General features: G+C 70.6%; 13 protein-coding genes. 2 read left to right on the top strand and 11 right to left on the bottom strand.

What is annotated here, in order from left to right; translation table 11 throughout:
• Positions 1-3 precede the first annotated feature (3 nt).
• The 4 genes from G3N18_RS01565 to G3N18_RS01550 are packed head-to-tail and all read right to left on the bottom strand — an operon-like array spanning position 4 to position 5,813.
• A complete protein-coding gene (locus G3N18_RS01565) occupies positions 4-1,806 on the bottom strand; it encodes an acetolactate synthase large subunit (protein ID WP_196382559.1) in 1,803 nt (600 codons plus the stop codon).
• A gap of 48 nt (positions 1,807-1,854) precedes the next feature.
• Entirely contained in the window at positions 1,855-3,561 is a 1,707-nt protein-coding gene (gene ilvD / locus G3N18_RS01560) for a dihydroxy-acid dehydratase (protein WP_196382558.1), read from the bottom strand.
• Between the two features lie 9 nt (positions 3,562-3,570).
• A complete protein-coding gene (gene otsB, locus G3N18_RS01555) occupies positions 3,571-4,347 on the bottom strand; it encodes a trehalose-phosphatase (protein ID WP_196382557.1) in 777 nt (258 codons plus the stop codon).
• Positions 4,344-5,813 (bottom strand): alpha,alpha-trehalose-phosphate synthase (UDP-forming), encoded by a 1,470-nt coding sequence (locus G3N18_RS01550; protein ID WP_196382599.1) that lies wholly within the window; start codon positions 5,811-5,813, stop codon positions 4,344-4,346. The genes otsB and G3N18_RS01550 overlap by 4 nt, the downstream gene beginning before the upstream one ends.
• A gap of 82 nt (positions 5,814-5,895) precedes the next feature.
• Between G3N18_RS01550 and G3N18_RS01545 the strand changes: the two genes are divergently transcribed.
• Positions 5,896-6,147, top strand: coding sequence for a hypothetical protein (locus G3N18_RS01545; protein ID WP_196382556.1), 252 nt, complete (start codon positions 5,896-5,898; stop codon positions 6,145-6,147).
• A gap of 330 nt (positions 6,148-6,477) precedes the next feature.
• Here the strand turns inward: G3N18_RS01545 and G3N18_RS01540 are convergent, their stop codons facing one another.
• Genes G3N18_RS01540 through G3N18_RS01530 form a run of 3 tightly spaced genes read right to left on the bottom strand, consistent with a single transcriptional unit; the run spans position 6,478 to position 9,144 of the window.
• Entirely contained in the window at positions 6,478-7,674 is a 1,197-nt protein-coding gene (locus tag G3N18_RS01540; protein WP_196382555.1) for an acetyl-CoA C-acetyltransferase, read from the bottom strand.
• Positions 7,671-8,324, bottom strand: a complete 654-nt coding sequence (locus tag G3N18_RS01535; protein ID WP_196382554.1) for a 3-oxoacid CoA-transferase subunit B — start codon at positions 8,322-8,324, stop codon at positions 7,671-7,673. The genes G3N18_RS01540 and G3N18_RS01535 overlap by 4 nt, the downstream gene beginning before the upstream one ends.
• Before the next feature lies 1 nt (position 8,325).
• Positions 8,326-9,144 carry a 3-oxoacid CoA-transferase subunit A gene (locus tag G3N18_RS01530; protein ID WP_196382553.1) on the bottom strand — a complete coding sequence of 273 codons (819 nt, stop codon included), beginning with the start codon at positions 9,142-9,144 and terminating at the stop codon, positions 8,326-8,328.
• Positions 9,145-9,247: 103 nt separating this feature from the next.
• Between G3N18_RS01530 and G3N18_RS01525 the strand changes: the two genes are divergently transcribed.
• Positions 9,248-10,039, top strand: coding sequence for an IclR family transcriptional regulator (locus tag G3N18_RS01525; RefSeq protein ID WP_196382552.1), 792 nt, complete (start codon positions 9,248-9,250; stop codon positions 10,037-10,039).
• A gap of 35 nt (positions 10,040-10,074) precedes the next feature.
• Here G3N18_RS01525 and G3N18_RS01520 read toward each other — a convergent pair whose 3' ends face one another.
• From G3N18_RS01520 to G3N18_RS15960, 4 genes are read right to left on the bottom strand one after another with little or no spacing between them, the layout of a single operon-like run.
• Positions 10,075-11,028 (bottom strand): alpha/beta hydrolase, encoded by a 954-nt coding sequence (locus G3N18_RS01520; RefSeq protein WP_196382551.1) that lies wholly within the window; start codon positions 11,026-11,028, stop codon positions 10,075-10,077.
• Positions 11,025-11,777: a 3-hydroxybutyrate dehydrogenase gene (locus tag G3N18_RS01515; protein WP_196382550.1), complete on the bottom strand. Its 753-nt coding sequence runs from the start codon at positions 11,775-11,777 to the stop codon at positions 11,025-11,027. The genes G3N18_RS01520 and G3N18_RS01515 overlap by 4 nt, the downstream gene beginning before the upstream one ends.
• A complete protein-coding gene (locus tag G3N18_RS01510) occupies positions 11,770-12,489 on the bottom strand; it encodes a TetR/AcrR family transcriptional regulator (protein ID WP_196382549.1) in 720 nt (239 codons plus the stop codon). Before G3N18_RS01510 ends, G3N18_RS01515 begins: the two co-directional genes overlap by 8 nt.
• Positions 12,486-12,860, bottom strand: coding sequence for an AMP-binding enzyme (locus G3N18_RS15960; protein WP_338038159.1), 375 nt, complete (start codon positions 12,858-12,860; stop codon positions 12,486-12,488). Before G3N18_RS15960 ends, G3N18_RS01510 begins: the two co-directional genes overlap by 4 nt.
• Positions 12,861-12,871: the final 11 nt, after the last annotated feature.

Raw genomic sequence — 12,871 nt, 5'->3', positions numbered from 1 at the left:
CGCTCACGCCTCCTGATCGAACGTCGGCGCGTGATCGCGCGCGTATTGCACGTAGCTGTTGCTGACGCCCTGCGGCACCATCGGCCACACCATCGCATCGGCCGACACGACGAAGTCGATCACGACGGGGCGGTCGTTCGTCTCGAGGGCGGTGCGGATCGCGGCGTCGACGTCTTCCTCTTTCTCGACGCGCAGCGCGAGGCATCCGTACGCCTCGGCGAGCTTGACGAAATCGGGGATGCGGATCGTGCCGTGACCGGTGTTCAGGTCGGTGTTCGAGTGGCGGCCGTTGTAGAACAGCGTCTGCCACTGACGCACCATGCCGAGCGACGAGTTGTTGATGATCGCGACCTTGATCGGGATGTTGTTGATGACGCAGGTCGCGAGTTCCTGGTTGGTCATCTGGAAGCAGCCGTCGCCGTCGATCGCCCACACGGTGCGGTCGGGTTCGGCGACCTTCGCGCCCATCGCGGCGGGCACCGAGTAGCCCATCGTGCCGGCGCCGCCGGAGTTCAGCCACGCGTTCGGACGCTCGTACTTGATGAACTGCGCCGCCCACATCTGGTGCTGACCGACGCCCGCGGCGTAGACGCCCTCGGGCCCGGTGAGCTCGCCGATGCGCGAGATGACGTACTGCGGCGACATGAGTCCGTCGCTCGGCTGCGTGTACCCGAGCGGGAACTCGTCGCGCAGGCCGTCGAGGTACGACCACCACTCGGCGGTGTCGGGCTCGGCGCCCTCCGCCGCGCCGCGGTAGGCGGCCTCGAGGTCGACGAGCACCTCCTTCAGGTCGCCGACGATCGGGACGTCGGCTGTGCGGATCTTGGAGATCTCCGCCGGGTCGATGTCGACGTGCACGACCTGCGCGTTCGGGGCGAACAGCGCCGCCTTGCCGGTCACGCGGTCGTCGAAGCGCGCGCCGAGGGCCACGAGCAGATCGGCCTCCTGCAGCGCGAGCACCGCCGGCACCGTGCCGTGCATGCCGGGCATACCGAGGTGCTGCGGGTGCGAGTCGGGGAACGCGCCGCGGGCCATCAGCGTCGTGACGACGGGAGCGCCGGTCGTCTCGGCGAGGGTGAGCAGCTCGTCCGCGGCGCCCGCGCGCACGACGCCGCCGCCGACGTACAGCACCGGTTTCTTGGCGCCAGCCAGCAGCTGCGCGGCGGCCTGGATCTGCTTGCCGTGCGCCTTCGTGACGGGACGGTAGCCGGGCAGGTCGTAGCGCGGAGGCCAGATGAAGGGCACCTCGGCCTGCTGCGCGTCTTTCGTGATGTCGACGAGCACGGGGCCCGGGCGGCCGGTCGAGGCGATCTCGTAGGCCGCGGCGATCGCGCCGGGGATCTCGGTGGCGTCCTTCACGAGGAACGAATGCTTGGTCACCGGCATGGTGATGCCGACGATGTCGGCCTCTTGGAAGGCATCCGTGCCCATCAGGGTCGAGAAGACCTGGCCGGTGATCGCCAGCAGCGGCACCGAGTCCATGTAGGCGTCGGCGATCGCCGTGACGAGGTTCGTCGCGCCCGGCCCCGACGTCGCGATCGCGACGCCGACCTTGCCGGATGCCGAGGCGTAGCCCTCGGCGGCGTGACCGGCGCCCTGCTCGTGGCGCACGAGGATGTGGCGCAGGGCCGTCGAGTCCATGAGCGGGTCGTAGACGGGGAGGATCGCGCCGCCGGGCAGACCGAACACGTCGGTCACCCCCAGCAGCTCGAGCGAGCGGACGACGGCTTCGGCCCCCGTGAGCACGGGAGCGGAGGCAGCGCGGGCGGGCGGCCGAGGAACGGCCGCAGCGGTGTCGAGTGACATGAGTGAGACCTCGGGTGATCGAGTCGTGATCGGACGTGAGAAGCGGGCCTAACCCGTGACCGCGCCCTCCGCAGCGGAGCGCACGAGCTTCGAGTATTTGGCCAGAACGCCACGGGTATAGCGCGGGGGAAGGGGCTCCCAGCCGTTACGGCGGGAGCTCAGCTCTGCCTCGTCGACGAGTAGGTCGAGTGTGCGAGCCGCGATATCGACCCGTATCAGATCACCATCGCGCACGAAGGCGATGGGACCAGCGTCCACCGCTTCGGGTGCTATGTGGCCGATGCACAGGCCGGTTGTGCCGCCTGAGAATCGTCCGTCCGTCAACAGTAGTACATCTTTTCCGAGCCCCGCGCCCTTGATGGCGGCGGTGATCGCGAGCATCTCGCGCATGCCGGGGCCGCCCTTGGGACCTTCGTAGCGGATCACGATGACGTCGCCCGCGTCGATGGCGCCCGCCTCGAGCGCGTCCATCGCGGCGCGCTCGCGCTCGAACACGCGGGCGGGGCCCTCGAACACCGATGCGTCGAACCCGGCGGTCTTCACGACCGCTCCCTCGGGGGCGAGCGACCCGTGCAGGATCGTGAGGCCGCCGGTCTTGTGGATCGGGTTGTCGAACGTGTGGATGACGGTGCCGTCGATCGGGTCGGGGTTCAGCTCTTCGAGGTTCTCGGCGAGCGTCTTCCCGGTGACGGTGAGCGCGTCGCCGTGCAGCAGCCCTTCGTCGAGCATCGCCTTCATGATGACCGGGATGCCGCCGTGCCGGTCGACGTCGTTCATGACGTACTTGCCGAACGGCTTCATGTCGGCGACGTGCGGCACCTTGTCGCCGATGCGGTTGAAGTCCTTGAGCGACAGCTCGACCTCGGCTTCGCGGGCGATGGCGAGCAGGTGCAGCACCACGTTGGTCGAGCCGCCCAGGGCCATCGCGAGCGCGATCGCGTTCTCGAAGGCATCCGGCGTCAGGATGTCACGGGTCGTGATGCCCTGGCGCAACAGGTTCACCACGGCCTCGCCGGAGCGGTGCGCGAAGTAGTCGCGGCGGCGGTCGGCCGACGGCGGCGCGGCAGAACCCGGCAGCGACAGACCGAGCGCTTCGGCGACCGACGCCATCGTGTTGGCGGTGTACATGCCGCCGCACGCGCCCTCACCGGGCGCGATCGCGCACTCGATGCGCTTGAGGTCTTCCTGGCTCATCTTGCCCGCGAGGCACGCGCCGACGGCCTCGAACGAGTCGATGATCGTGACGTCTTTCTCGGTGCCGTCGGAGAGCTTCACCCATCCCGGCGCGATGGATCCGGCGTAGAGGAACACGCTCGACAGGTCGAGACGCGCAGAGGCCATGAGCATGCCCGGGATCGACTTGTCGCAGCCTGCGAGCAGCACGGTGCCGTCGAGGCGCTCGGCCATGACGACCGTCTCGACCGAGTCGGCGATGACCTCGCGGCTCACGAGCGAGAAGTGCATGCCCTCGTGGCCCATCGAGATCCCGTCCGACACCGAGATCGTGCCGAACTGCAGCGGGTAGCCGCCGCCCGCGTGCACGCCCTCTTTCGCGCCCTGTGCCAGGCGGTCGAGGCTGAGGTTGCAGGGGGTGATCTCGTTCCAGCTGGACGCGATGCCGATCTGGGGTTTGTCCCAGTCTTCGTCGCCCATGCCGACGGCACGGAGCATGCCGCGGCTCGTCGTCGCTTCGATGCCGTCGGTGACGGCACGGCTGCGGGGCTTGATGTCGATGGTCGGGTCGTTCTCGGGCATTCCCGCAGTCTATTCCCGCGCCGCGACGCGCTCGTGCGCGAGACGCACAAGGAGTGCCGCGAGCTCTGAGATGTCATCGACACGAATCTTCGCCGCCGTCTCGCCCGCGCCCACCCGCACGCCGAGGTCACCGGGCCGGAGCGCGCGGAGCGCGTCTTCGTCGGTGACGTCGTCGCCGGCGAACAGCACCCCGGTCGCGCCCGTGCGCTCGCGCAACCACGCGACGCCCGCATCTTTGCCCTCGGTGCGGAACGCGTACTCGACGATGTGGTGCCCCGTGCGGCGGCGCCACTGCGGCGCGCGCGCGGCGACGAGGGCGTCGACGGATGCCTCCACCCCGGCGCGGTCGCTCGGCGCGACCGTGCGGGTGGGCACCGCGAAGCCGAACGTCTTCGGTTCGATCCAGGCGCCCGGTACGTCGGCGACGAGATCTTCGGCCTCGGCCCGCAACCGGTCGCGCAGGGCGAGCGCCGCGGCGTCGTCGGTGCGAGGGAGCTCGCCAGCACCCGGCACCCAGTGCTCGGCGCCGTGCGAGCCGACGAGCAGGATCGGCGAGTCGTCGTCGTGCTCGGCGATCACCCGCAGATCGGGCAGGCTCCGCCCCGACACGAGCGCGACGGTCGTGTCGGGCGCGGCCACGAGGGCGGCGACCGCGTCGCGCGCGGCGGGAAGCATGCGCGCCGCCATCGGTTCGTCGACCAGGGGTGAAAGGGTGCCGTCGAAATCGAGGGCCACGAGCAGGCGCGGCGTGCGGGCGAGGGCGGCCAGAGCCTCGTCGTCGCTCATGCGCGCGTGTCCTCGGTGCCCTCGGCGTCCTCGGTGCCATCCGTGCCGTCGCTGTCGCGGGCTTCGCGGACGGCCGTGAGGTCGTGCAAGAAGGACCGCGACCAGTCGGCCACATCGTGGTCGCGGACGCGGCGGCGGAGAGCCCGCATGCGGCGGCGCTGCTCGGTGACGGGCATGTCGATCGCCGTGACGATGGCATCCTTCAGCCCGTCGATGTCGTGCGGGTTCACGAGCACGGCCTGGGTGAGCTCGTCGGCCGCGCCGGTGAACTCACTCAGCACCAGCACGCCGAGCCCGTCGACACGGCTCGCGACGTATTCCTTCGCGACGAGGTTCATGCCGTCGCGCAGGGCCGTCACGAGCATGACGTCGGCCGCGAGGTAGAGCGCCACCATCTCCTCACGCGGGTAGGCGTGGTGCAGGTAGCGGATCGCGGTGTGCCCCACGGTGTCGTGGTCGCCGTTGATGCGTCCCACCGTGAGCTCGATCTCGTCGCGCAGCTGCATGTAGGCCGCGACGCGCTCCCGGCTGGGGCTCGCCACCTGCACGAGGGTGACGTCCTCGACGTCGAGGCGGTGCTCCCGCAGCAATTCGCCATAGGCCTTCAGCCGGTGCCCGATGCCCTTGGTGTAGTCGAGTCGGTCGACGCCGAACAGCACCGTCTTCGGATCGCCGAGGCTCTCGCGGATCTCACGCGCCCGGGCCTGCACATCGGGCCGGCGGGCGAGCTCGTCGTAGGCCGCGGCGTCGATCGAGATGGGATACGCCTTCGCGATCGCGGTGCGCACGCCGCCGTCCGCCGTCGGCACGCGGATCGAGCCGGCCTTCGTCTCGAAGCCGAGCCGCCGCCGCACCGCGCGGGCGAAGTTGCCCGCGTCGGCCACCCGCTGAAAGCCGATCACGTCGGCGCCGAGCAGGCCCTCGAGCACCTGCGTGCGCCACGGCAACTGCGCGTAGATGCCGTAGGCGGGGAACGGGATGTGGTGGAAGTACCCGATCACGACGTCGGGGCGAAGCTCACGCAGCAGACGCGGCACGAGCTGCAGCTGGTAGTCGTGCACCCACACCGTGGCATCCGGCGCGGCGGCCGCCGCCGCCGCGCGAGCGAACCGCTCGTTCACCCGCACGTACGCGTCCCACCACTCGCGGTGGTAGGCGGGCGGCGAGATCACGTCGTGGTACAGCGGCCAGATGGTGTCGTTCGAGAAACCCTCGTAGAACAGCTCGACATCGTCGGTCGAGAGCGCCACCGGCGCGAGCCGCATGCCGTCGAACTCGAACGGTTCGACCTCGATGCCCGGCTGACCGGGCCAGCCGACCCACGCTCCGCCGGTCGACTGGATCATCGGTTCGAGTGCCGCGACGAGCCCGCCGGGCGAGCGGCGCCACCCGTCGTCATCTCCCGATCGATCGACCGGAAGGCGGTTGGAGACGACGACGAAGTCTGCCTGGGCAGTGGTGTCCATGATGCTGTTCCCGGCGCCGGCCGCGGTGGCCTCGCGCACGAGGCTCCTCTCGGCGGGCGTGTCTCCAGGCTAACGTGGAGGTATGCGCATTTTCTTCGGGTCGGGCCTGCTGTCGTCGATCACCAGCGGTCTGGCGCTGCTGCGCGCGGCGCGTGACGATGCGCCGTTCACCTGGCGTCAGGCGCTCGCCTGGCTCAGCTGGGGCATCACGCTCGCCCTCGCGATCGGATCGGTCGTCGACGCGCGACGGGCATCGCAGGGAAAGCTGATCCCGACCGACTCGCCGGTCCACGGCGACGAGCAGAAACTCCTCGAGAAGCGTCTGCGCCGCTGAGCCGGAGCCCCCGGATCGTCAGCGCCGGCAGGTGCAGCGGTCGGCGACCGCGACGCCCGCGAGGGCGCTGTCGACATGCTCGCCGCAGCCCGCCCAGGTCGTCTTGCCGCAGTTCGCGCACGTCACCGGGTAGCACATGGGATCCTCCGCACTCGTGGAGACTCCATCGTACCGATGCGCCCGCGCGCCAGGCGTCAGAGCGCGAGCTCGTAGTGGATGAAGCCGGTGCACGAACCCGACCGGCTGCCCGAAGTCGTCGCGGGCGATCGCGCCGTGCAGGCCGTCGGCGGCGGCCGCCCCGCCGCCTGCCGCGCCCCGTGGCTCGTCGTGTCAGCGGCTGAGGATGAGCGCCTCGCCCTGGCCACCACCGCCGCACAGGCCCACCGCAGCGGTGCCGCCGCCGCGGCGCACCAGCTCGTGCACGGCGTGCACGACGAGGCGGCCTCCCGACGCACCGATCGGGTGACCGAGTGCGATGCCGCCGCCGTGCACGTTGACGACGTCTTCTGAGATTCCGAGCTCGTGCTGGGAGTGCACGATGACCGCGCCGAAGGCCTCGTTGATCTCGACGAGGTCGAGGTCGGATGCCTGAAGGCCCTGCCGCTCGAGCGCTTGAGCGATCGCGCGCGCCGGCTGTGCGTGGAGCGAGTTGTCGGGGCCGGCGACCTGACCGGCGGCGCCGACGACCGCGAGCACGGGCCACGCGCGCTCGTCGGCGTGCGCGCGCGTCGTCAGCACGACCGCCGACGCGCCGTCGGAGATCTGCGAGGCGTTCCCCGCGGTGATCGTGCCGTCCTTGGCGAACGCGGGCCGGAGGTTCGCGAGCGTTTCCTCCGTCGTCTCGGGCCGGATGCCCTCGTCGGCGGTCACGAGCCGTGGGTCGCCCTTCCGCTGCGGCACCTCGACCGTGACGATCTCGGCGTCGAACAGACCGTCGCGCTGCGCCGCCGCGGCGCGCTGGTGCGACAGCGCCGCCACGCGGTCCTGCGCCTCGCGGGTGATGTGGAAGGTGGGGTTCAACCGTTCGGTCGAGGCGCCCATGGATTCTTTGTCATAGGCATCCGTCAGCCCGTCGTAGGCCATGTGGTCGAGCACCTCGACGGAGCCGTACGACCAGCCGTCGCGCGAACCCATCAGCAGGTGCGGGGCGCGGGTCATCGACTCCATGCCGCCCGCGACGACGACGCGAGCGTCGCCGGTGGCGATCATGCGCTTCGCGTCGATGATCGCGGTGAGGCCCGACAGGCACACCTTGTTGACGCTCGACGCGGGAACGTCCCACCCGAGGCCGCCGGCGAGGGCGGCCTGGCGGGCCGGGTTCTGCCCCGAGCCGGCCGGAAGCACCTGGCCCAGGATGACGGCGTCGACCTCGGCGGGGTCGATGCCGCCCTGCGCGAGGGCACCGGCGATCGCGAAACCGCCGAGCTCCGGGGCGGTGAACGAGGCGAGCGCGCCCTTCAGGCGGCCCTGCGGCGTGCGGGCGGCGGCGACGATCACGATGTCGTCGGGTGCGGTGCGGTCGGTCATGCGATCTCCTTCAGCGAGTCGGCGATGCGGAGGGCGGGCTCGGTGGCCGCAACGACCTCGTCGACGGTGACGCCCGGCGCGGTCTCGACGAGCACGAGTCCATCATCGGTCACATCGATGACGGCGAGATCGGTGATGATCCGATCGACCACGCCGCGCCCGGTGAGGGGCAGCGAGCACGCGTCGACGATCTTCGCCGACCCGTCGCGGGCGACGTGCTCCATGAGCACGATGACCCGCCCGGCGCCGTGGACGAGATCCATCGCCCCGCCCGGACCCTTGACCATCTTCCCGGGGATCATCCAGTTGGCGAGGTCGCCGGTGGCCGACACCTGCATGGCGCCGAGGATCGCGGCATCGATCTTGCCGCCGCGGATCATGCCGAAGCTCAGCGCCGAGTCGAAGAACGCGGCGCCGGGCAGCACCGTGACGGTCTCTTTGCCTGCGTTGATGAGGTCGGGGTCGACGTTCTCTTCGGTCGGGTAGGGTCCGACGCCGAGAATGCCGTTCTCGGACTGCAGCACCACCGTGACACCGGCGGGCACATAGTTCGGGACGAGCGTCGGCAGACCGATGCCGAGGTTCACGTACGAGCCGTCGGCGAGCTCGGCGGCCGCGCGGGCGGCCATCTCGTTGCGGGTGAGTGCCATGTCAGGCTCCTTCGGGGATGTTGCGGCGCGTGCCGTCGGAGTTCGTCAGGGCGCTCTCGACCGACACGGTGCGCCGCTCGATGCGCTTCTCGATGCCCGTACCGACCTCGACGATGCGGTGCACGTAGATGCCGGGCAGGTGGATGCTGTCGGGGTCGAGCGCGCCCGCGGGCACGAGCTCTTCGACCTGGGCGATGCAGACGCGCCCGGCCATCGCGGCCAGCGGGTTGAAGTTGCGCGCTGCTTTGTGGAACACGAGGTTGCCGTGCACGTCGCCGCGCGCCGCGTGCACGAGGGCGTAGTCGGTGACGATCGCCTCTTCTAGCACGTACTCGCCCTCGGCGCCGCCGGGCGCGAACGTGCGCACGTCTTTCTGCGGGGATGCCGCGGCGACCCCGCCCTGCCCGTCGTAACGTCGGGGCAGACCGCCCTCGGCGACCTGCGTGCCGACACCCGTCTGGGTGTAGAAGGCGGCGATGCCCGCTCCCCCGGCGCGCAGCTTCTCGGCGAGCGTGCCCTGCGGGGTGAGTTCGAGTTCGAGCTCACCGGAGAGGAACTGCCGTTCGAACTCCTTGTTCTCGCCGACGTACGACGAGGTCATCTTGCGGATGCGCTTGGCGTTCAGCAGCACCCCGAGACCCCAGTCGTCGACGCCGCAGTTGTTCGAGACGATCGAGAGGTCGCGCGTGCCCTGGGCGAGCAACGCCTCGATGAGGGCGATGGGGTTTCCCGAGAGGCCGAAGCCGCCGACGGCGAGCGAGGCGCCGTCGGGGATGTCGGCGACCGCGTCGGCCGCCGAGACGTAGGTCTTGTCGATCACGTGTACTCCCTTGTTCGTGTCGCCCCTCCATCGTGCGCGCCCCTGCGCCCGATCGCACGCGGACGTTTGCCATGTGGTCGCTCTCGCGCGTAGTGTCCACATCATGGACACCGCTGTCACGAGAACCGTCCCGGGCGCGCAGGCGGTCGCACGCGCCGCCGCGCTCCTCCGGCTCGTGACGGGGGCAGGCGATGAGGGTATCTCCGCCGCCGAGCTCGCCCGTCGCGCCGACCTGTCGCGTCCGACGGCGCACCGCCTGTTGAGCGCCCTCCGCCACGAGGGGCTCGTCGACCAAGACGAGCAGACGGGCAGATGGATGCCGGGGCCCGAGTTGTACCTGATGGGCACTGTGGCGGCATCCCGCTACGACATCACCGCCATCGCGCGCGACATCGTGCGCTCGCTCGCCGTGCGCACCGAAGAGAGCGCGTTCCTCTCGGTGCGTCGCGGCGACGAGACCGTCTGCCTGATCCGCGAAGACGGCAGCTTTCCGATCCGCTCGTTCGTGCTGTCGGAGGGCGTGCGCTTTCCGCTCGGTGTCGCCTCGGCGGGCCTCGCGATCCTGGCGTTCCTGCCGCCTCACGATGTGGACGCCTACTTCGAGCGTCACCCCGAACTCGCCGAGCGGCACGGGTCTTCCCATGCCGAGCCGCGCTTGCGGGCGCGCCTGCGCGAGACGCAGGCGCGCGGGTTCGCCCTCAATCCCGGGCTCATCGTCGAGGGCAGCTACGGCCTCGGCGCTGCCGTGTTCACGAAGACGGGCCACCCGCAGTGGGCGCTGAGCCTCACCGGGGTGGAGTTCCGCTTCTCGCCCGAGCGGATCACCGAGCTCGGCCGGCTGCTGCTCGCCCACGCGCACCAGCTCTCCACGCGCGTCGCCGCGGGCGCGCGCTGAGCCTTAAGCCCGAGAAACACGTTTGCGGTGGTGTCTCAGCGCGCGAGTGGTCTCTCGGCGGGCGCCTGCGCGAGCTCACGGCGGGCGAGCGCGGCCAGGCGCGCGGCGCCGGCGTCGCTCAGCACGACCGTGTAATGGTTGAAGTCGGGCCAGCGCTCGTGCACGATCGCCGGATTCGCGGCGAGAAGTCCCTGCAGATACGGCTCGGGGTAGAGCCCGGGCTCTTCGTTCTGCAGACCGCGCGGCACCGTGACGAGGGTCGCCGGGCGATGAAGCGCCGCGACGGCGTCGGCGATCGTCGAGGTCGTGTTCATGTCGATCGTGTCTTCGACCGTCGTCGCGTACGACGTCGCGGGCCGCAAAAGCAGGCCACCACTGGCGCTGGACTCGCCCACCGCGGGCACGAGATCGTAGGCGAGATACCGCTCCAGCGCGGGAGACCAGTCGTTCTGGAACGCGGGGTGCGGCCGCCAGAAGTCGAGGTAGTCGGCCGTCGAGTCGAACCGCAGGGTGAGGCGTGCGGCGGTCGGGCCGAGGATCACGTCGACGAGCTCGTCGGGCGAGAGACCGGCGGGCGCGTCGAGCGGCAAGCCGCCGTCGACGAGCACCAGCCGCGCCACGAGATCGGGATGCCGCGCGGCGAACACCATCGCGACGAAGGCGCCCATCGAGTGGGCTACGACGACGACGGGGCCGAGGCCGAGCCCGCGCGAGACGGCGGCGAGGTCGTCGGCGTGCCGCACCATACCGGCGGCGCCCTCGAGCTCGTTGCTGCGCCCGCGGCCGCGCAGGTCGGGGGCGACGATCCGCACTCCCGGCAGCTGCTCCGCCAGCAGCTCCCACGCGAGGTGCGATGACGTCACGCCGTGGATCGCCATGATGGTGGGCGCGTCGCCACCGGGCTCGCCCGCGTCAGAGGCATCCCACACCCCCACCTGAAGGTCACCGCCCGGCACGGGCACGGCGACGGCGCGCGCCGGCCTGCTCATCGCGCCGTCCACCCGCCGTCCATCGTGAAGCTCGCACCGGTGACCATGCCGGCGCGATCCGACACGAGCCAGCCGGCGAGCGAGGCGACCTCGTCGGCCTCGACGAGACGCTTGACGACCGTCTCGGTGAGCATGATCTTCTCGACGACCTCGCTCTCGGCGATGCCGTGCAGCGCCGCCTGATCGGCGATCTGCTTCTCGACGAGCGGGGTGCGCACATACGCCGGATTGATGCAGTTGCTCGTGACGCCATGCGGGCCGCCCTCGAGCGCGGTCACCTTCGACAGCCCTTCGAGTGCGTGCTTGGCCGCGACGTACGCCGACTTGTAGGCGCTCGCGCGCAGCCCGTGCGCACTCGAGACGTTGACGATGCGGCCCCAGCCGCGTTCGTACATGCCCGGCAGCGCGGCGCGGATGAGCAGGAACGGCGACTCGACCATCAACCGGTGCATGAAGCGCCAGCGGTCGGGGTCGAACTCGTGGATGGGTGCGACGGTCTGGATGCCGGCGTTGTTCACCAGGATGTCGACGTCGAGAGCCAGCTCTTCTTGGGCCGCGGTGTCGGAGAGATCGACGACCCACGCTTCTCCACCGACGGCGTCCGCCACCTCGTGCGCCGCGTCGGCGTTGAAGTCGGCGACGATGACGGTCGCCCCGCGCCCCGCGAACTCGTGCACGCACGCGAGTCCGATCCCGCTCGCACCGCCGGTGACCAGGGCGCGGCGGCCCTGCAGGTCGTACTCAGGCATCCGTCGCTCCTTCTGTCGCGTCGCCGCGCACGGCGAGGGCATTGCGGATGAACCGCATCATGTGGTCGATGATCTCGTCGGGCATCGCCTCGGGCGGGCGCCCCGCGCCGTCGCGTTCCCACAGCAGAAAGCGCATGCCGATGAGCTCGCCTGCGCCCATGAGGGCCCACGCGGTCACCTCGGGGTCGAGCGCCGCGTCGACGTCGCCGTCGTGCTGCGCGGCGCGCAGACCGGCCTCGTAGCCTTCGACGATGCGCGTATAGTGCAGCCGCAGCATGTCGGGTGAGACGAACTCGGCCTCGCGCACGACGCGGTAGAGCGCGGGGTGGGCGGCCGTGAACCGGAAGAACCCCTCGAACCCGGCGCGTTCGGCGTCGATGCGGTTGCTGGCCCCCGCCATCGCCTCGGCCATCGAGTGCCGCACCCGCCGGTTCAGGTCGACGACGAGCTCTTCGAAGATCTGCTGCTTGCTGTCGAAGTACAGGTAGAACGTGCCGAGGCCGATGCCGGCGCGCTCGGTGATCTTCACGATGGATGCCTCGTGGTACCCGAGACCCGCGAACACCTCCTCTGCCGCTTCGAGCAGTTTGCGCCGGGTCGCTTCGCCGCGCTTGGTGAGGGGTTTGCCCGTCGCAGACAGCGCTGCGACGGGTGCGAGCGACGCGTCGGCACCGAACGGCGCCGTCTGGTCGAACTGCTCGGTCGTGGTCATGCGGTGTTCCCCTTCACGAGCTCCGCCGCGCGTCGGCGCAGGCGGGAGCGGGCGAGTTTCTCGATGGTCGATTTCGGCAGCGCGTCAACGAAGGCGATGCGCACGGGCACTTTGAACCCGGCGAGTTCGGTGCGCGCGTGCGCGAGCAGTTCGTCCTCGCCGAGTGTGCGGCCCTCGGCGCGCACGACGAACGCGACGCCCCGCTCACCCCACACGGGATCGGCGACACCGACGACCGCGGCTTCGGCGACGGCGGGGTGCAGGCCGAGCGCGCGTTCGACCTCGGCGGGCGCGACGTTCTCACCGCCCGAAATGAAGATGTCCTTCAGCCGGTCGACGACGCGGAAGATGCCCTCGTCGTCGCGGTGCACGATGTCGCCGG

Origin of the sequence: Microbacterium paulum (assembly GCF_015707995.1) — a bacterium.
In the GTDB taxonomy this organism is placed as follows: Bacteria; Actinomycetota; Actinomycetes; order Actinomycetales; family Microbacteriaceae; genus Microbacterium; species Microbacterium paulum.
Note: the sequence above shows the minus strand (reverse complement) of the source record. Positions and strands in the feature narration are given on the sequence as shown.